This is a genomic window from Ruegeria sp. BHSC043, from assembly GCF_059612985.1.
In genome coordinates this window covers 24136-42032 of record NZ_JBXWRS010000004.1, presented here as the reverse complement: position 1 = coordinate 42032, position 17897 = coordinate 24136, and the positions used below count along the sequence as shown (strand labels likewise).

Below are 17897 nucleotides of genomic sequence, written 5' to 3'. Positions count from 1 at the left end.
TCATTTCAGGCGCAGAACCCGATCGAGCGAGAGCGGGCCCGCGCCGTTGATCACGATAACCACGAACAGGAAGGTCCACATAACCCGCTGATCCATCAGGGTGATGGTGTTGTCGAACAGACTGCCCAGCTTGACCCCATGCCCGGTGACATCGGTGAATGTCTGCACCCAGACGAACCCGATCATGCCCAGGGCGGCAAGGCGAGTGAAAAGCCCCACCAGCAGCAATGCTGGCAGGATGAACTCGGCCCACGTGCCGGCGACGGCAACGGGCCAGGTAAAGAACCCAAGCTGCGAGCTGTCATAGCCGACGGCCTCCATCGCCTTGGGGAAGATCTGCACATAGGCCCCGTCCGAAGGGAAAAGGAACCCAAAAAAGCCGCTGCCCAGCTTGGTCATGGCCGAGTTCCAGTAATAGACCAGAAGAACCGCAGCAAAGGTCAGCCGCGCCACTGTCGGCGTCAGCCAGTTCGAGGCGTGGTCCAGCTTACCGAATGCGGAATTGTGCAGAGAAATCAGGGCAGTCATGTTTCCGGCCTTTCGATGGTGACAGAAGTGATCGCATTGCCCTGCAGCAGCAGTGCCAGGGTGGCACCCAGGTCGAATGCGGGCGTCCGAGCGGTGGTTGCCTCGAAGGCCTGGCCAATGGTCCGGCCGGCCTGAATGGCGGTGATCCAGTCGAGCCCGCCGGGGGGCAGCAGGTGCGGCGACGGGTCGAATTCAGGGCGCGTGATCAGCACGTCCTGCGCACCGGGCTCGGGCGTTGGCGCGCCGTCTTCGGTGTTGAACAACCAGATGGCGTAAATGGGCCAGTCGGACCGGATCAGTTGCATGGCCGGGGCAATGCCCAGCCGGGCCTGCATCAAGTCCTGAGGCGGCAGGGTGGCCAGCACGTCGGGCGCGATCGGCTGGCTGTCGGCGGCGTGGTACGACCGGCGCAGGGCGAGCTCCAGCCGCGCCACGTCAGGCAGATAGCCCAGATGCGCCAGTTGCTTGGTGTCGGCGAGAAATTCGGGGAAGCTCTCGCCATAGAACATCATCAGCGGGGAGGTCGGCGGGTGCTGACGCAGATAGATCCCGGCCAGACCGTCCATGTTCTGCGGACCCAGCAGCTTGGTTATGACCGGAAATGCCTGGTGCATTGCTTCGGTCAGCGACACGGCTACGTTGTTGCGATAGACGCTGAAGCGGCGTCCGGCGGGGCGGGCCTGGTCGTCCAGCAACCCGTCGGGCACGGGGGCTGCCGGGTCCAGCAAGGCCGCCCGGAATTCCGATTGCGAAACGCTCATGCCGGGATCCGGTCCAGCGCGGATTGCGCGCGTTCAGCCTCGGCGCGCAGGGTGGGCCAGTCGGGCACGTCATTGTCCCATTCGATCAGCACGGGTTTGGGGCCTGATTGGTCGAGCACATAATCCAGCAAAGCCCAAACCGGGTCGACGACGGCGCGGCCGTGGCTGTCGATCAGCAGGGGTTGCCCATGGTCGTCCTCGTCCTCGTCGTGGCCACCCAGGTGGATCTCGCCAACCTGGTCCACAGGGTAGGCGTCGATATAGGCCTGCGGGCTGTAATTCAGATTGGTGGCCGAGACGAAAACATTGTTGACGTCCAGCAGCAGGCCACATCCGGTCCGGCGTGCGACCTCGCGCAAGAAGTCGGGTTCAGACCACGTGCTTTCGGCAAAAGCGAGATAGCTGGACGGGTTTTCCAGCAGCATCTGCCGGCCCACCGTCTCTTGTACCTGATCGATATGATCGCAGATGCGCGCCAGTGTGGCGTCTGTATAGGGCAGGGGCAGCAGATCGTTCAGGAACTGGCTGTCATGGGTGGACCATGCCAGATGTTCTGAAAAGCTGGCCGGGTTCAGCCAGCCCACAAGGTGTTTCAATCGGTCCAGGTGCTCGGCGTCCAGCGGTCCTTCGCCGCCGATCGACAGGCCCACGCCATGCACCGAGATGGGAAACCGTTCGGCAAGGTGACGCAGTTGCGCCAGGGGGCGACCGCCGTCGCCCATGTAGTTTTCGGCGTGAATTTCCAGCCAGCCGACTGGACCGGGCTGCGCCAGAAGGTCGGCAAAGTGCTGAGGCTTGTAGCCAACACCGGGCGCGGCGGGCAAATGGTTTACTTTACGGGCGTCATCCAACAAGGGCCTGATCCTTTCCGGCAAAAAAGAGGGCGGGCAATTTGAAAACGCCCGCCCTTGTAAACCGTCAGGCAGTCTTATGCGGGCAGGTCACGCTCGAGCGGTTCCAGTGAGCCCTTGCGGGGTGTTCCGTCCGCAGCTTTGGGCAGTTCGATATCGGTGCAGGTGCCTGCATCGACCAGCGTCCAGGCATTGCCCTGGTAATCGACGGTCGAGGTGCCGGCGCAAGTGGTGCCCGGACCAGCGGCACAGTCATTCTGACCGGCCTTCGAGATGCCATAGCACTTTTCCTTGGCCTGTGCGGCTGCGGTGGTGGCAGTGCCGGCAACGGCTGCTGCAACGGCGCTTGCGATTACGAGGGTTTTGGCGGTGTTCGACATCTCAGGTAATCCTTTTCGTGATTGCGTATGTCTGCTTGTGACATTGACAAAGGTAACGGCTGACACCTCTCTGTTGAATTCACGAGCCCGTGTCTCACGGCTGTGTCAGGGAACGTTAATGCCCCTTGCAAGTTAACGCACTGTAATAAATTAGGAAATCCATAAATGTTTCAGTCCGGCCCCGTGCTGGGGGCCGGATTTTCTGCAAGGCGGAGCCGATTGTTACAGAAGATCGGGCGGCGTGGCCGCGCGCGCCAGCTCTTTTGTTACATCCTCGAGCGACTGGACACGGGTCTGCTTCTCGCCCAGGCGGCGGACGCTGACGGTACGCTCTTCGACCTCGCGGTGGCCCACGGCCAGGATCACCGGGACCTTGCCGACCGAATGCTCGCGGACCTTGTAGTTGATCTTCTCGTTGCGGATGTCGGCCTCGGCGCGGACACCGGCGGCCTTGAGCGCGTCCACCACCTCGTGCACGTAGTCGTCGGCCTCGGAGGTGATCGAGGCGACAACGACCTGCCGGGGCGCCAGCCAGAAGGGCAGCTTGCCGGCGTGTTCCTCGATCAGGATGCCGATGAACCGTTCGAACGAGCCCAGCGTCGCGCGGTGCAGCATGACCGGGCGGTGTTTGGCGCCGTCGGCGCCGATATAGGTGGCGTCCAGCCGCTCGGGCAGCACGAAATCGACCTGGAAGGTGCCGCACTGCCAGTCGCGGCCGATGGCGTCGGTCAGGACGAATTCCAGTTTCGGACCATAGAAGGCGCCTTCGCCGGGGTTCAACTCGGGTTCGATCCCGGCGGCGCGGGTGGCGGACAGAAGCGCCTCTTCGGCCTTGTCCCAGACTTCGTCCGAGCCGGCGCGGGTTTCGGGGCGGTCCGAGAATTTCACCGAGAAGTTCTCGAAGCCCAGGTCCTTGTAGATCACGCTGAGGAAGCGGATGAACTCGGCGGTCTCGGATTCGATCTGGTCCTCGGTGGCGAAGATATGCGCGTCGTCCTGCGTGAAGCCGCGCACGCGCATGATGCCGTGCAGGGCGCCCGAGGGTTCATACCGGTTGCACGAGCCGAACTCGGCCATGCGCAGCGGCAGGTCGCGATATGATTTCAGACCCTGCTTGAAGATTTCCACGTGGCAGGGACAGTTCATCGGTTTGAGCGCGTTCACGGCCTTTTCGCGGGCGTGTTCCTCGTCGACTTCGACGATGAACATGTTCTCCTGGTACTTGTCCCAGTGGCCCGAGCGTTCCCACAGCTTACGGTCGACCACCTGCGGGGTGTTGACCTCGACATAGCCGCCGCGGCGTTGCTGGCGGCGCATGTAGTCCTGCAACTGGGTGTAGATCGTCCAGCCGTTGGGGTGCCAGAAGATCTGGCCCGGGGCCTCTTCCTGCATGTGGAACAGGTCCATCTCGCGGCCCAGCTTGCGGTGGTCGCGTTTGGCGGCCTCTTCCAGCATGTGCAGGTGCGCCTTGAGCTTTTCCTTGCCGGTGAAGGCCACGCCATAGATACGCTGCAGCATCGGGCGGTTGCTGTCGCCGCGCCAGTAGGCGCCAGCGATGGACATCAGCTTGAAGGCGTCGCCGGGCAGTTGGCCGGTATGTTGCAGGTGCGGGCCGCGGCAGAGATCCTGCCAATGGCCGTGCCAGTACATGCGCACCGGCTCGTCACCGGGGATCGCCTCGACCAGCTCGACCTTGTAGGGCTCGTTGTTGGCCTTGTAGAATTCGATGGCGCGCTCGCGCTCCCAGATCTCGGTGGTGACCGGGTCGCGCTTGTTGATGATCTCTTTCATCTTTTTCTCGATGAGGCCGAGATCTTCGGGCGTGAACGGCTCTTCGCGGTCGAAGTCGTAGTACCAGCCGTTTTCGATGACCGGGCCGATGGTGACCTTGGTGGCGGGCCAGATTTCCTGCACCGCGCGGGCCATCACGTGGGCAAAGTCGTGGCGGATCAGTTCGTTGGCCTGGGCCTCGTCCTTCATCGTATGGATGGCGATTTCGGCATCCTGTTCGATGGGCCACTGCAGGTCCCAGTGCTGGCCGTTGACGGTGGCCGAGATGGCCTTTTTCGCCAGCGAGGTGGAGATGTCGGCAGCGACCTCGGCCGGCGTCACGCCTGCCGCGTAGGATCGGGAATTGCCATCTGGGAAGGTAAGAGAGACGGATTTTGAATCCAGGGCCATGATCTGGCTCTCCTCGTCGGTTTGGCGCCCACAGAACGCCCGGTTGCGGGTTATGGTGTCGGGCCCGTGTGGCAGGTGGTGGTGTCTGTGTCAAGGGTGAGGGGCGAGGGGCGCTGCCCCTCGCGCTCCCCGGGATATTTGAGGCCAGATGAAGAGGGGGGCGGGGAATTGCACTTGGGCGCGGCGCGTGCATGATGCTGGAAAAGCAAGTGAGGGTTTCATGGCAGCGACGACATTTCTGGAAACGCCGCAGGGGCGGCGGCTGGCCTATCACAAGAGCGAAGGGGTGGGGCCCACGGTCGTTTTTCTGGGTGGTCTGAAGTCGGACATGGAGGGCACCAAGGCGGTGCATCTGGAGGACTGGGCGCGGGCGCGTGGGCAGGCCTATCTGCGGTTCGACTACTCCGGGCATGGCGAAAGTTCCGGCCGGATCGAGGAGGGCTGTATCGGGGATTGGCACGAGGACACGGTTGCGGCGGTTTCAGCGCTGACCCAGGGGCCGCTGATCGTGGTGGGTTCGTCCATGGGCGGGTGGCAGGCGCTATTGCTGGCCAAGGCCATGCCCGAGCGGATCGCGGGTATGGTCACGATCGCGGCGGCGCCGGATTTCACCGAGGACGGTTATTGGGCCTCGTTCAGCGACGAACAGAAACAGGCGCTGGAGACGGTGGGGCATGTTGAGTTGCCCTCGGATTACATGGAGCCCTACATCATCACCAAGCGGATGATCGAGGATGGCCGGACGCGGCTGGTGTTGCGGTCGCCATTGAACCTGCCGTTTCCGGTGCGGTTCCTGCAGGGCACGGCTGATACGGCGGTTTCGGTCGACACCGCTGTACGGCTGCTCGACCATGCCAGCGGGCCGGACATGCGGCTGTTGCTGGTCAAGGATGCGGATCACCGGTTCTCGGACGGGCCGTGCCTGGGGCTGATCGAGGATGCGGTTCGCGACGTGATGGGGGCCAATTGATGTGGCGGCTGGGGCGGTTTCTCGGGCGGGCCTTGCTGGCGTTGGTGGTGGTCGGCGGGTTGATCTACTGGTTCGGCCCGCGCGAAGAGGTAGATCTGCACCCGCGGTTCGATCCGCGCAAGTTCGGCGAGGGGGTTCAGGTCTATTTCGAAAGCATCGAGTCCGCCTATGACGATATCGTGCCGGGTGTCGAAAAGCGGGTCATCTGGCAGGACGGATTCAAGGAACGGCGCACGCCTTATTCGGTGCTCTATGTGCACGGGTTCTCGGCCTCGTCCGAGGAAATCCGCCCGGTGCCCGACAGGATCGCCGACGCGCTGGGGGCCAATCTGGTCTATACGCGCCTGCAGGGGCACGGGCGCGGGTCGGATGCGATGGCCGAGGGGACGGCCTCGGGCTGGATGCGGGACATGGCCGAAGGTCTGGCCGCCGCCCGCGCCGTGGGCGAGGAGGTCATCGTGATCTCGACCTCGACCGGGGGGACCCTGGCGGCAGCCGCGGCGTTGGACCCCGAACTGAGCAAGGATGTGGTCGGGATGGTGTTCATCTCGCCCAATTTCGGGGTGCAGGCGGCCGGATCCTGGATACCGTCACTGCCTTGGGCGCGCAGTTGGCTGCCGTTGCTGATGGGGGAAACCCGCGACGTGTCGGGCGACGATGCCGAACGGAACACGTACTGGACGTTGGTCTATCCGTGGGAGGCCGTGGTGCCGATGTCGGTGCTGGTCGACCGGGTGCGGGTGCTGGATTTCTCCAGGGCGTTGGTGCCGGCGCTGTTCTGGTTTTCGGATGAGGACAAGATCGTGCGGCCGGACCTAACGCGCAAAGTCGCCGCTGCATGGGGCGTGCCTGCAACCGTGCACACAGTGACAATGGGGCCGGGTGACGACCCCTATTCGCATGTGGTTGCGGGGCGGCTGACCTCGCCCGGGCAGGACGCGGCCACGGTGCAGGGTATTCTGGACTGGCTCGGGGCGCTGGGGGTCGAATAGGCCATTGGCCAGCGGACAGAGGTGGAGAATGCGCAAGCCGGGCAGCATGTGGAGCCTTGAGACGCTGGGCCGGGTGCGGCTGTCTCGGCATTTCTTCATGCGCGATTTCCTGTATTCCGAGATCGGGAATTTTCACGCCCGGCAGAACATTCCCGAGGATCCCGACCTTGCAATCGAAACGGGGCGGGCGCTGTGCGAAACCTTGCTGGACCCGCTCGAGGAGACCTTTGGCCGGGTTGCCGTGCGCTCGGGCTATCGCTCGCCCTCGCTGAACCGCTTCGGCAACGAGAACAAGCTGAACTGCGCCCGCAACGATCATCCGTTGGAATGCCACATCTGGGACCGGGGACGGGGGGATGCGCGGATCGCGGGGGCGTCGGTAGTGATCCCATGGTTCGCGGACCGGTACGCGCAGGGCCGCGATTGGCGCGATCTGGCGTGGTGGATGCACGATCATCTGGATTATTCCGAGATCTGGTTCTTTCCCAAGCTTTGCGCGTTCAACCTCGTGTGGCGGCCCGTTCCGCTGCGCCGGATCGACAGTTACATCGCTCCGCGCGGCAGCCTGTTGCGGGCCGGAGCGGAGCCGGACGAGCCACCCGACGCACGGCGTGCGCGGTATGCCGATTTCCCGCCGTTCCGGGGTATCTGCTACCCGTGATTTTTGGCCTTGCCCGGCGATGCGCAACCTTTCATCCTGACGAAAACGCCGACGCATTCGGCAGACAAAAGGAGGCCCCGCGTGATCGAGCCGCTGGTGCTTTTGCCCGGTCTGATGGGTGATGCCCGACTGTTTCAGCCGCAGATCGCCCAGCTGTCGCGGGATCGGGCGGTGACGGTCGCGCCCATCGGCGGCGGGGATCGGATCGAGGAAATCGCCTCGGGGTTACTGGACCAGTTGCCTCACCGCTTTGCGCTAGCCGGGCTGAGTATGGGCGGCGTTGTCGCGCTGGAATTGGTGCGGCGGGCGCCCGACCGGGTGACGCGGCTGTGCTTGATGGCCACCGATGCGCAGGCCGACACCCCCCAGATCGCCGCGAACCGCGAAGAGTTGATCGTTGGGGCGCAGGCCGGACGCCTGCAGGAAGTGATGCGCAAGGTCATCGGAACCAACATCTTGGCGCCGGGGCCGCAGCGCCTCCCCATACTGGACGACATGCTGCAGATGGCGACCGAACTGGGGCCGGACCTGTTCGTGCGCCAGATGCGTGCGCTTCAACGGCGCCCGGATCAGCAGGGTACCCTGCGCCGGATCAAGGTGCCGACGCTGGTTTTGTGCGGGGCGCATGACACGCTGACGCCGGTACGCAAGCACAGCTTTATGGCCGAACTGATCCCCGAAGCCGTCTTGCACGTTGTGAATGACTCCGGGCATCTGCCCACGCTTGAGGCGCCCGAGGAAACGACTGCCGCGCTGATCGACTGGTTGAATATTCCGTTGCGGATTTTCTAGTCGTAGAGGGCCGCGCGTTCTTCGCGGGTGATCACATGCGGCAGCGCGACCGGTTCGCCTGTCTCGGTATCGAAAAACGGGGTCTGCCGCCAACGACCGGATAGGCGCGCGCCCAGCACGCGCCGGATCATGCCCAGAACGGCCGGGCCCGGTTTTTCATGTTTCCACTTGCCGTTGCTCTGCGGAACATAGGCGCGGGTCTTTACCGGACCCAGCGGTTCAGGGTCGGCAAACCGGGCCACGTCAAAGCCGGCAAACGGAAGTTTCGGGCTGCTGGTGGTGGTAGCCAGCGGGGCGTTGCAGCATTTAGCGTACCAGCGAAACAACCCTTTGGGGCCAAGGCGCATCACCGCCAGGTTCTCGGCCCCCTTGGAGATGTGTATGTATTCTGGAGACATCTGGAATATGTCCACCGGGCCGGGCGCGGGATCGGGCTGGCCGAAATACAGCTGCCCGGCCCGGCAATCGGGGCAATAGCAGACGACATGGGTGCCCGTGGCCAAGCCTTTGGCGCTGACCTCGCCGCTCAGCCCGCCGCAGGTGCAGGCGAAGGTCAGCGACGTGGCTGTGGCGCCGGGTATCACGCGACCTTGTTGCTGTTGGCGGCGCGGCGTTTCGGCTTGCGGCTGTTTTCGTTCATGAACTCAATGACCAGCGGGCGGATGTTGTCGCGCCAGCTGCGCCCGGCGAAGATGCCGTAATGCCCGGCGCCGGGTTCGACATGGCTGGCCTTCTTGCTGTCGGGCAGGCCGGTGCACAGATCCAGCGCCGCGATGCACTGGCCGGGCGCCGAGATGTCGTCATTGGCGCCTTCCACCGTTTTGACCGCTACATCGGTGATTTTGCCGATATCCACCTTGTGGCCATCCACGACGAACTCGTTCCGCGCGATTTCGCGGTTCTTGAAAACACGCTCGACTGTGGAAAGGTAGAATTCGGCGGTCATGTCCATCACGGCGAGATATTCATCATAAAACCGGTTGTGGGCGTCGTGGTCCGATGCTTCGTCACGCATCACGCGGTGGATCTGGTCCGAGAAAGCCTTGCCATGGCGCTCGGCATTCATCGACATGAAAGATGCCAGCTGCAACAGGCCGGGATAAACCATCCGGCCGACGCCTTTGTATTTAAAGCCCACGCGCTGGATCATCGTTTCCTCAAGCTGGCCCATGGTCACGCGGCGGCCGAAATCGGTGACTTCGGTCGGCGTGGCGTCAGGATCGACGGGGCCGCCGATCAAGGTCAGGGTGCTGGGCTGCGCCTTGGGGTCCTTCTCGGCGAGGTAGGCGGTGGCGGCCAAGGTCAGCGGCGCGGGTTGGCAGACGGCCACCACATGGGTGTCGGGCCCGAGCTCCTTCATGAAATCGACAAGGTAGAGGGTGTAGTCCTCGATATCGAACTTGCCTTCGGACACGGGGATGTCGCGCGCGTTATGCCAATCGGTAATGTAGACTTCGCAATTGACAAGCAGGCTTTTGACGGTCGAGCGCAGCAGCGTGGCGTAGTGCCCCGACATCGGCGCAACCAAAAGCACCTTGCGCGGTTGCTCTTCGCGGCCATTCACGCGAAAGTGGATGAGATCGCCGAAGGGGCGTTCAAGCACGGAGGTGACTTCCACCAGATGATCTTTGCCGTCCTCGCAGGTAAATGTTCGGATGCCCCAGTCGGGCTTGGCGACCATGCGTTTGAAGGTGCGTTCCGTGACTTCACCCCAGGCCGCCATCCAGTTGAACACCGGATTGGGAACCATCGCAAAGGCGGGGTAGGAGGCAAATGTGCTTGCGGTTGCACCAAGCCATTGATTGGTGTTCCGCATCGACTCCATCAGGTCGTAGGTCATCATATAGCGCATGGATTTGGCCTCCTGAATGTCAGCCTGAAAGTTCGGACCATTCGCCGCTTTGCCCCCCGGTTCCCACGACGATATTCTGCACAGCAGCGAGGTTAGGGGGGATTTGTTTAAATGACAACAAGCGAAGGCAAGATGCCGGAAATGACCGACGAACACCTTGAACGGCTTCAAGAAAACATGATGAAAGTCGAGGCGCTGTCGAAGCGACTGGTCGAGGTTATGGCGTCCAGAAAACCTCACAATCCCGCGCTGGATGTCCCGAATCACGAAGTTTTGGCAAAGGCGGCAACGGCTTACTGGACCGAGGCGCTGCAGAACCCGGCCAAGCTGCTGGAACAGCAGATCGAATACTGGGGCAAGTCCGTTTTGAATTTTGCTGCAGCGCAGCAAGCGTTGCTGAACGGAGACGACGACGTGGAAACCGGCGCGCCGCGTGACAAGCGGTTTGCGAATCCGCTGTGGGACAAGAACCCCTATTTCCGTCTGGTGCTTCAGCAATACCTGACCAATGCCGAGGCGATCGCACAGGCCGTCGATTCCGTCGAGGATCTGGACGAAAAAGACAAGCGACGCCTGCGCTTCATGGCGCAGCAGATCGTCGACATGATGTCGCCCACCAATTTCCTGCCGACCAACCCAGACGCCCTGCAAAAGGCGATCGAGACCGACGGCCAGTCGTTGATTCAGGGGCTTGAGAACCTGGTGGCCGATCTCGAGGCCAATGACGGCGCGCTGGTGGTGAAACTGGCCGACGAAAAAGCATTCGAGGTGGGGGGCAACCTGGCAACCACACCGGGCCAGGTAGTGTATCGCAACCGGATGATGGAGTTGATCCAATATGCGCCAGCCACCGAAACGGTGCACGAGATCCCGATCGTTCTGTTCCCGCCGTGGATCAACAAATTCTACATTCTGGACATGAAACCCGAAAACAGCTTGATCAAATGGATCACCGAGCAGGGTTATACCCTGTTCGTGGTTAGTTGGGTCAATCCCGATGCCAGCTATGCCGAAACCGGCATGGAGGACTATATTCAGGACGGCTACCTGACCGCGATCGAAGAGGCTAAGAAGATCTGCAAGGTCAAGCAAGTGAACGCTGTCGGCTATTGCATTGCGGGCACCACGCTGGGCCTGACTTTGTCGCTGCTGAAACAGCGGGGTGACAAATCGATAAAATCCGCAACCTTCTTTACCGCGCTGACGGATTTTTCCGATCAGGGCGAGTTCACGCCGTTCCTGCAGGAGGACTTCATTGAAGAGATCGAAGAGGAGGTGAACCGCATCGGCGTTTTGCGGTCATGGATCATGGCTCGGACCATGTCCTTTCTGCGGGCGCGTGATCTGGTCTATGCCCCTGCGGTGCGCAGTTACATGATGGGGGAAACGCCGCCAGCATTCGACCTGCTGTATTGGAACGGCGATGGGGCCAACCTGCCGGCCAAGATGGTGGTGCAGTATCTGCGGGGCCTGTGTCAGCGCAACGAGTTCGTCACCGACGGGTTCGAGTTGATGGGCCACAAGCTGCATGTGCGCGACGTGGATGTGCCGCTGATGGCAATCACCTGCGAGACCGACCACATCGCCGCTTGGAAGGATTGCTACCGGGGGGTCCAGCAGATGGGGTCTCGGTCGAAGAGCTTCGTGGTGTCCGAATCCGGCCATATCGCGGGCATCGTGAACCCGCCCAGCAAGAAGAAATACGGTCACTACACCAATGACGACCTGAAGGCGGATGCCGACACCTGGATGAAAGAAGCCTCCTTCCACGAGGGCTCGTGGTGGCCGCGCTGGGAGGCGTGGTTGAAAAAGCGTTCAGGCAAGCAGGTTCCCGCGCGTACGCCTGCTGATTCGGACCATCCACCGCTGGCCCCGGCGCCCGGCACCTATGTCGTGGCCAAGCCAAAGGTCTGATTTCATTCTGAAACCTAAAATATTTCTGCGACGCAGCAAAAAATGCTTGAAATGCTGCGTTGCGGCATTCATATTGTCCTCAAGCTGAAGAACCCGGGGTGGGCCCGGACTGGCTGAAAGGATTAGACCAATGGCAAAGACCCAAGACTTTACCGCGACCCTGAAGGAAATGATGGGTGCTTTCCCGGTGGATACCACCGCAATGGAAAATGCGTTCAAATCGACCGCGACCCTGAACGAGAAACTGTCCGGCGTTGCGCTGGAAGCCGCCGAGAAATCGGCCGAGATCTCGAGCAAGTGGACCAAGGACACCCTGGCCAAGCTGGCCGAGATGTCGAAAGCCAAGGCCGAGCCGGCTGACTACGCAAAAGCGGCAACCGACTTCGCCAGCGCTTCGGCCGAAGTCGCGGCTGAGAACCTGGCCGCTTTCGCTGAAATCGCCAAGAAGCTGCAGTCGGAAACCGTCGAGCTTCTGATGGCTGCCGGCAAGGAAGCTGCGGAAGAAACCACCGCGGCCGTCAAGAAAGCCACCAACGAAGTGACCGCTGCCGCTAAGAAAGCAACGGCCGCCAAGTAAGCAAGACCCGCGAAACGCACCCATCCCTCCCAACCGGTGCAATCGCTAGGGGCAGGTCCTGTGACCTGCCCTTTCTTTTTGTGCTGCGGTCGCATAACCTCTGCTGCAACGCATCATCCTTGGGGAGGGCAAACGGTGTCGGACAAAGAAAAACCTCTGCTGATAAAGCGCTATGCCAGCCGTCGGCTGTATAACACCGAGACCAGTGACTATGTCACGCTCGAGGACATCGCGGGATTCATCCGCGACGGGCGCGAAGTGCAGATCATCGACCTGAAGACCGGGGATGACCTGACCCGCCAGTATCTGCTTCAGATCATTGCCGAACATGAAAGCCGCGGCGAAAACGTGCTGCCGGTGAACGTGTTGAACGATCTGGTGCGCAGCTACATGCTGCCGGGCGGGGGCATGATGCCGCAATTCCTGCAGTCCAGCTTTGAGATGCTTCGCGAAAGTCAGACCAAAATGATGGAGAACATGAACGCCATGAACCCCATGAGCAACATGCCGGGGTTCGAGGCGCTTCAGGCGCAGCAGCAGGCGTTTCTGAAGGCCATGACAGGCGGTTTGTCAGGCGGATGGTCGGGGCCTGAAAAGGACGAGAACGCCAAGCCCGAGTCCAAAGAAGACTTGGACGACATCAAGAAACAACTGGCCGAGCTGCAGCAGAAACTGTCCAAGCTCAGCTGATACCAGACAGGCCCGGATGACCCGGGCCTTTGGTCTCTGGCGTTGAACTCAGGTGCCGAAGGCCACTTCGGGCGCGGTAACCTCGCCGACCGAGGCCAGGATGATGTCGGCGATTACATCCAGTTCCGCGCGGGTTAGGCGCACGGGAAGGCGCACATCACAGGCCGACATCAGCATTGCGCGCGTTCGAGGCAGCTCGACCTGCTCGGGCAGAAACTGCCAATTCCAGAAGGCGCGGGCATTGTCCTCGCTCAGACCAAAGACCTGCACCTTGACGCCACGGCCCTCGGCTGCAGCGGCAAATGCCTTGATCTGGTCTTTGTTCAGGTCGACCAGGTTGAATTGGATCGAATCCGGCGCACGTCGTTCCGGTGTCAGCGGGTCGGGTACGTGAATATGCGGCGAGCTGTTCAGGCGCTGCGCCACATAGTCGTGGTTGGCCAGCCCGTCGCGCACCCGCCGCGCCAATTCGGGCAACTGCGGCCGGATCACTGCCGCGCTGAGGTTGCTCATACGCAGATTGTAAAGCGGCAGCTTGTTCTGCCATCGGGCAAAAGCCTGCTCTAGGTCGGGCGTATTCTGGCCATGCGGGCCTTTGTGTTTCTTCCAATTGTGCTCGTAGGCGCCCGACATGATCACGGCGCGGGCGACGAGGTCGGCGTCGTCGGTGACAAGGATGCCGCCTTCGCCCGCGTTGATCATCTTGTAGGACTGGAACGAGAAACAGCCCACCTTGCCGATTGTGCCGATGTTGCGGCCATGCCAGGTCGTGCCCAGCGAGTGGGCTGCGTCCTCTATCACCGGGATGTCGCGCATGTCGCACAGCGCCATGATCGCGTCCATGTCCGAGGTATGGCCGCGCATGTGGCTGATGATAACCGCCTGAACGCCGTCGAGCTTGGTCGCAAAATCGTCGATGTCGATGCGGTAATTTTCACCCACCTCGCACAGGACCGGAACGCAGTCGGCATGCACCACCGACGAGGGCACCGCCGCAAAGGTAAAGCCGGGGATCAGCACCCGCGCGTCCCGCGGCAGCCCCAGCGCCTTGAGCGACAGGAACAGTGCGGCCGAACAGGACGACACAGCCAGCGCGAATTTGCTGCCGAGCAATTCGGCGAACTCTGACTCGAGCAGGGCAACCGGCGCGTCCTGCGGCGCGGTATAGCGGAACAGGTCCCCGGATTGCATCAGGGACTCGATCGCGTCTTTGGCAGCGGCAGGGATGGGTTCGGCGTCGTGGACGTTGGGTGGCAGCGTCATATTTGAAAATTCCAAAGGTTATCTGTGGAAAAGATAAAATGAAAGATCGCGCAAACCAAGCCTTCATTCGCCTGTTGGGCGAAATTTCACCGAACTGTCACAAGTCTCGGGTCAAAGGCCCAGCCGATCACGCAGGGCATACCATGTCATTGCGAGCACCAGCAGAGGGCTGCGCAGGGCCGAGCCGCCGGGAAAAGGCAGAGCGGGCACGCGGGCCATCGTGTCGAACCCTTCGGCCTGACCCTGTATGGCCAGCGCCATCAACTGACCGGCATGGGTTGCAGTGCCGACCCCGTGACCGGAATAGCCCGAGGCAGACAGGATGTTCGGCGCCAGGCGTGTCAGGTAGGGCATCCGCCGCATTGTGATGGCCAGCGTGCCGCCCCAGGCATAGTCGATCCGAACGTCGCGCAGATGCGGAAAGATCTCGGTCATCGGTTTGCGGACCTTGGCGGCGATGTCGGATGGAAAGCGATAGCCATAGCTCTCGCCACCGCCGAACAACAGCCGCCCATCGGCGCTGAGCCGGAAATAGTTCACCACGAATTTCGTGTCGGCAACCGCCACATCCTGCGTCAGAACCTTTGCAGCCTCGGCGCCCAGGGGCTCTGTTGCGGCGATGAAATTGTTGATCGGCATGACCCGCGCCGCGAGCTTGCGGTTCAGGTTGCCCAGATAGCCATTGCAGGCCAGAACCAGATGGTCGGCCGTGACCGAACCCTGTTCGGTGCGAACGGTGACGCGCGGGCCTTCTTCGATGCCCAGAACCTCGGTGTTTTCGTGCAGCATCAGACCGGCGGCTAAGGCGGCCTCGGCCAGGCCAAGCGCAAAGTTCAGCGGGTGCAGATGGGCCGCGCCCCTGTCCAGATAGCCGCCCGCATAGGCCGGCGAGGGGCAGAGCGCGCGCCCGGATTCGGCATCCAGAAGCTCGATCTGGTCATAGCCATAGGCGGTTTTCAGGTGCTTGGCGTGGGCGTGCAATTCGCCCCGTTCGCCGTCGCTGAAGCCTAGCGTGGCGATGCCCGGTTTCAGGTCGCAATCGATGCCGTGGCGTTCGATCAAGGATTTGACCAGCGTCTTGGCGTCTTCGGCCAGATCCCACAGCTTGGCCGCGTCGTCGCGCCCGACCAGTTTTTCCAGATCTTCCTGATCCATGCGCTGGGCGCTGCCCAGTTGCCCGCCGTTGCGCCCCGAAGCGCCGAAACCCACGCGATGCGCCTCAAGCAAGACCACCCTGAACCCGGCCTCGGCCAGATGCAGCGCGGTCGACAGACCCGTATACCCTCCACCGACGATGCACACGTCGGCTGTGACATCGCCGCGCAGCGACTCGGTTGGGGTTCGCGGGTGCGCGGTGGCGGCATACCAACTGGGTGGGTAAGTGCCGCGTTTGTCATTGCTGTACAGCAGATTCATGGCGCACATGGCTCAGACGTTCAGCAGCAGGTGTTCACGCTCCCACGGCGAAATCACCTGCAGGAATTCCTCGTACTCGGCGCGTTTCACGATGCTGTAGACGCGGGCGAACTCGGGGCCCAGAACCTGATGCAAGGCTTCGGCCTCGTCGAACAGATCCAGCGCGTTGCCCATGACCTGCGGGATGTCGCCGTCACCTTCGTAGGCGTCGCCATAGAACTGACGGCGCGGCCGGTCCTGGTTGACAAGGCCAAGATAGCCGCAGGCCAGCGACACGGCGATGCCCAGATAGGGGTTGCAGTCCATCCCGGCAATGCGGTTTTCCACCCGGCGGCTGTCGGGACCCGACAGCGGCACGCGGATCCCCGTGGTGCGGTTGTCGCGCGCCCATTCCAGGTTGATCGGGGCGGCGTGGTCCTTGACGTAGCGTCGGTACGAGTTGACGTAGGGTGCCATCACCGCCAGCCCGGCGGGCAGGTGCAGTTGCAGACCGGCGATGAAGTTGTAGAACGCGTCCGTCTCGCCGCCCTGAGGCCCCGAGAACAGGTTCTTGCCCGTCTCCATGTCGATGATCGAGTGATGGATATGCATGGCCGATCCCGGCTCATCCTCGATCGGTTTGGCCATGAAGGTGGCAAAGCAGTTGTGGCGCAGCGCAGCCTCGCGGATGAGGCGTTTGAAATAGAACACCTCGTCGGCCAGCTTGACCGGGTCGCCGTGGCGCAGGTTGATCTCAAGCTGACCAGCGCCGCCCTCCTGGGTGATGCCGTCGATCTCGAACCCTTGCGCCTCGGCGAAATCGTAGATGTCGTCGATCACGGGGCCGAATTCATCGACCGCGGTCATGGAATAGGCCTGCCGCGCGGCAGCCGGGCGGCCCGAGCGGCCCATCATCGGCTCGATCCCTTTGGCCGGGTCCACGTTGCGGGCAACCAGGAAGAACTCCATCTCGGGCGCGACAACCGGTTTCCACCCTTTGTCCTTGTACAGCTGGACCACGCGTTTCAGCACGTTGCGCGGGCTGAACGGAATCGGATCGCCGTCGCGGTCGTAGGCGTCATGGATCACCTGCAACGTCCAGTCGCCCGTCCACGGTGCCGCGGTGGCGGTGGAAAAATCGGGCTTGAGGATCATGTCGCGCTCTATGAAACCATCCTCGCCTGCGGCTTCGCCCCAGTCTCCGGTTATGGTCTGGTAGAAGATGCTGTCTGGCAGATGGAAATAGGACTGCTTGGCAAATTTCGAGGCCGGAACCGCTTTGCCCCGGGCAATGCCGGGCAGGTCCGAGATGATGCATTCCACCTCGTCCAGCCGGTGTCCTTCGATGTAATCGCGCGCCGCCTGTGGCAGCTGCTCTGTCCATTCGGCCATCAGGCCCTCTCTTTCTTCAGGAAATCGGCCATCAGGCGGCCGATCCGTTCGTTGTCATCGGGGGCGGCTTCGCGGGTCTTCGCGTCTTTCATCAGCGCATCGGGCACCACACCCTTGCCGCGCGTTTCCATCAGCCCCTGGATGAAGTCGTTGGAATATTCCGGGTGGGCCTGCACGGTCCAGATCGTGTCGCCATAGGCTAGCATCGCGTTTTCGCAGAACGGGTTGCTGCCCAGCAGGTGCGCGCTTTCGGGGCGTTGCGTGACCTGATCCTGATGCCAGGCGTTCAGGCTGACGGTTTCACCGTCATAGTCGTATTCGGTGCGCCCTATGGCCCAGCCGCCTTTGAATTTCTCGACCTTGCCGCCCAAGGCCTGCGCGATGATCTGGTGGCCGAAACAGACGCCGATCAGGGGTTTGCCGGCCGCCTGGATCTGTCGGATCAGCTCTTCGAGCGACGGTATCCACGGATGATCCTCATAGGCACCGTGACGCGACCCGGTGATCAGCCAGCCATCGGCATCATCGGGATCATCGGGAAATTCGCCATCAACCACGGCGTAGGTCACGAATTCAAAACCGTTGCCATCCAGCAGGGTGCGGAACATGGCGTCATAGTCGCCGAATTTCTTCTCCAGCGGTTCGGGCGCGTGGCCGGTCTGCAAAATGCCGATTTTCATGAGTCACCAAATTTGATC

At 62.1% G+C, this 17897-nt stretch carries 18 protein-coding genes; 7 read left to right on the top strand and 11 right to left on the bottom strand.

Annotated features, from left to right (window positions below; genetic code table 11):
• The 5 genes from AC2FMM_RS08715 to thrS form a co-directional block, all read right to left on the bottom strand.
• Positions 1-528 carry a DoxX family protein gene (locus AC2FMM_RS08715; protein ID WP_496711876.1) on the bottom strand — a complete coding sequence of 176 codons (528 nt, stop codon included), beginning with the start codon at positions 526-528 and terminating at the stop codon, positions 1-3.
• Positions 525-1289: an HvfC/BufC family peptide modification chaperone gene (locus AC2FMM_RS08710; protein ID WP_496711875.1), complete on the bottom strand. Its 765-nt coding sequence runs from the start codon at positions 1287-1289 to the stop codon at positions 525-527. The genes AC2FMM_RS08715 and AC2FMM_RS08710 overlap by 4 nt, the downstream gene beginning before the upstream one ends.
• Positions 1286-2140, bottom strand: coding sequence for an MNIO family bufferin maturase (gene bufB, locus AC2FMM_RS08705; protein WP_496680320.1), 855 nt, complete (start codon positions 2138-2140; stop codon positions 1286-1288). Before bufB ends, AC2FMM_RS08710 begins: the two co-directional genes overlap by 4 nt.
• Before the next feature lie 77 nt (positions 2141-2217).
• Positions 2218-2520, bottom strand: coding sequence for a BufA1 family periplasmic bufferin-type metallophore (locus AC2FMM_RS08700; RefSeq protein ID WP_496680247.1), 303 nt, complete (start codon positions 2518-2520; stop codon positions 2218-2220).
• Between the two features lie 222 nt (positions 2521-2742).
• A complete protein-coding gene (gene thrS / locus AC2FMM_RS08695; protein WP_496796332.1) occupies positions 2743-4701 on the bottom strand; it encodes a threonine--tRNA ligase in 1959 nt (652 codons plus the stop codon).
• A 220-nt stretch (positions 4702-4921) separates the two neighbouring features.
• On the opposite strand from thrS, the gene AC2FMM_RS08690 reads away from it, so the two are divergent.
• The 4 genes from AC2FMM_RS08690 to AC2FMM_RS08675 all read left to right on the top strand — a co-directional run bounded on the left by AC2FMM_RS08690 (position 4922) and on the right by AC2FMM_RS08675 (position 8116).
• On the top strand, positions 4922-5671 hold the full coding sequence (locus AC2FMM_RS08690; protein WP_496796331.1) for an alpha/beta fold hydrolase: 750 nt from the start codon (positions 4922-4924) through the stop codon (positions 5669-5671).
• Complete coding sequence (locus AC2FMM_RS08685; RefSeq protein ID WP_496796330.1) at positions 5671-6663, top strand: alpha/beta hydrolase; 993 nt, start codon at positions 5671-5673, stop codon at positions 6661-6663. The genes AC2FMM_RS08690 and AC2FMM_RS08685 overlap by 1 nt, the downstream gene beginning before the upstream one ends.
• Positions 6664-6709: 46 nt before the next feature.
• Positions 6710-7324: a hypothetical protein gene (locus tag AC2FMM_RS08680; protein WP_496689015.1), complete on the top strand. Its 615-nt coding sequence runs from the start codon at positions 6710-6712 to the stop codon at positions 7322-7324.
• 81 nt (positions 7325-7405) lie between these two features.
• A complete protein-coding gene (locus AC2FMM_RS08675) occupies positions 7406-8116 on the top strand; it encodes an alpha/beta fold hydrolase (protein ID WP_496796329.1) in 711 nt (236 codons plus the stop codon).
• Here the strand turns inward: AC2FMM_RS08675 and AC2FMM_RS08670 are convergent.
• Both AC2FMM_RS08670 and phaZ read right to left on the bottom strand, forming a co-directional pair.
• On the bottom strand, positions 8113-8697 hold the full coding sequence (locus AC2FMM_RS08670) for a DUF6151 family protein (RefSeq protein ID WP_496742191.1): 585 nt from the start codon (positions 8695-8697) through the stop codon (positions 8113-8115). The two genes, AC2FMM_RS08675 and AC2FMM_RS08670, sit on opposite strands and share 4 nt — an antisense overlap.
• Complete coding sequence (phaZ, locus tag AC2FMM_RS08665) at positions 8697-9968, bottom strand: polyhydroxyalkanoate depolymerase (protein ID WP_496688913.1); 1272 nt, start codon at positions 9966-9968, stop codon at positions 8697-8699. Before phaZ ends, AC2FMM_RS08670 begins: the two co-directional genes overlap by 1 nt.
• A gap of 111 nt (positions 9969-10079) precedes the next feature.
• Here phaZ and AC2FMM_RS08660 point away from each other — a divergent pair, with 111 nt between their 5' ends.
• The 3 genes from AC2FMM_RS08660 (at position 10080) to phaR (ending at position 13149) form a co-directional block, all read left to right on the top strand.
• Entirely contained in the window at positions 10080-11882 is a 1803-nt protein-coding gene (locus AC2FMM_RS08660; RefSeq protein ID WP_496711869.1) for a PHA/PHB synthase family protein, read from the top strand.
• Between the two features lie 130 nt (positions 11883-12012).
• A complete protein-coding gene (locus AC2FMM_RS08655; RefSeq protein WP_490361999.1) occupies positions 12013-12459 on the top strand; it encodes a phasin, PhaP in 447 nt (148 codons plus the stop codon).
• A gap of 135 nt (positions 12460-12594) precedes the next feature.
• Positions 12595-13149 (top strand): polyhydroxyalkanoate synthesis repressor PhaR, encoded by a 555-nt coding sequence (gene phaR / locus AC2FMM_RS08650; protein ID WP_496680260.1) that lies wholly within the window; start codon positions 12595-12597, stop codon positions 13147-13149.
• A 48-nt stretch (positions 13150-13197) separates the two neighbouring features.
• On the opposite strand, the gene AC2FMM_RS08645 is transcribed toward phaR, so the two are convergent.
• The 4 genes from AC2FMM_RS08645 to AC2FMM_RS08630 form a co-directional block, all read right to left on the bottom strand.
• Positions 13198-14412, bottom strand: a complete 1215-nt coding sequence (locus tag AC2FMM_RS08645) for a DegT/DnrJ/EryC1/StrS family aminotransferase (RefSeq protein WP_496743584.1) — start codon at positions 14410-14412, stop codon at positions 13198-13200.
• Between the two features lie 111 nt (positions 14413-14523).
• The gene (locus AC2FMM_RS08640; RefSeq protein WP_496796328.1) at positions 14524-15828 is read right to left on the bottom strand and encodes an NAD(P)/FAD-dependent oxidoreductase; all 1305 of its coding nucleotides are present in this window, start codon (positions 15826-15828) and stop codon (positions 14524-14526) included.
• A 12-nt stretch (positions 15829-15840) separates the two neighbouring features.
• On the bottom strand, positions 15841-17199 hold the full coding sequence (locus AC2FMM_RS08635; protein WP_496688905.1) for a glutamine synthetase family protein: 1359 nt from the start codon (positions 17197-17199) through the stop codon (positions 15841-15843).
• Positions 17199-17879, bottom strand: coding sequence for a type 1 glutamine amidotransferase (locus AC2FMM_RS08630; protein WP_496796327.1), 681 nt, complete (start codon positions 17877-17879; stop codon positions 17199-17201). The genes AC2FMM_RS08635 and AC2FMM_RS08630 overlap by 1 nt, the downstream gene beginning before the upstream one ends.
• Positions 17880-17897: the final 18 nt, after the last annotated feature.

Coding starts and splice junctions, on each gene's coding strand:
- AC2FMM_RS08715 (WP_496711876.1), bottom strand. CDS start 528: ATGACTGCCCTGATTTCTCTGCACAATTCCGCATTCGGTAAGCTGGAC.
- AC2FMM_RS08710 (WP_496711875.1), bottom strand. CDS start 1,289: ATGAGCGTTTCGCAATCGGAATTCCGGGCGGCCTTGCTGGACCCGGCA.
- AC2FMM_RS08700 (WP_496680247.1), bottom strand. CDS start 2,520: ATGTCGAACACCGCCAAAACCCTCGTAATCGCAAGCGCCGTTGCAGCA.
- thrS (WP_496796332.1), bottom strand. CDS start 4,701: ATGGCCCTGGATTCAAAATCCGTCTCTCTTACCTTCCCAGATGGCAAT.
- AC2FMM_RS08690 (WP_496796331.1), top strand. CDS start 4,922: ATGGCAGCGACGACATTTCTGGAAACGCCGCAGGGGCGGCGGCTGGCC.
- AC2FMM_RS08685 (WP_496796330.1), top strand. CDS start 5,671: ATGTGGCGGCTGGGGCGGTTTCTCGGGCGGGCCTTGCTGGCGTTGGTG.
- AC2FMM_RS08680 (WP_496689015.1), top strand. CDS start 6,710: ATGTGGAGCCTTGAGACGCTGGGCCGGGTGCGGCTGTCTCGGCATTTC.
- phaZ (WP_496688913.1), bottom strand. CDS start 9,968: ATGCGCTATATGATGACCTACGACCTGATGGAGTCGATGCGGAACACC.
- AC2FMM_RS08660 (WP_496711869.1), top strand. CDS start 10,080: ATGACAACAAGCGAAGGCAAGATGCCGGAAATGACCGACGAACACCTT.
- AC2FMM_RS08655 (WP_490361999.1), top strand. CDS start 12,013: ATGGCAAAGACCCAAGACTTTACCGCGACCCTGAAGGAAATGATGGGT.
- AC2FMM_RS08645 (WP_496743584.1), bottom strand. CDS start 14,412: ATGACGCTGCCACCCAACGTCCACGACGCCGAACCCATCCCTGCCGCT.
- AC2FMM_RS08640 (WP_496796328.1), bottom strand. CDS start 15,828: ATGAATCTGCTGTACAGCAATGACAAACGCGGCACTTACCCACCCAGT.
- AC2FMM_RS08635 (WP_496688905.1), bottom strand. CDS start 17,199: ATGGCCGAATGGACAGAGCAGCTGCCACAGGCGGCGCGCGATTACATC.
- AC2FMM_RS08630 (WP_496796327.1), bottom strand. CDS start 17,879: ATGAAAATCGGCATTTTGCAGACCGGCCACGCGCCCGAACCGCTGGAG.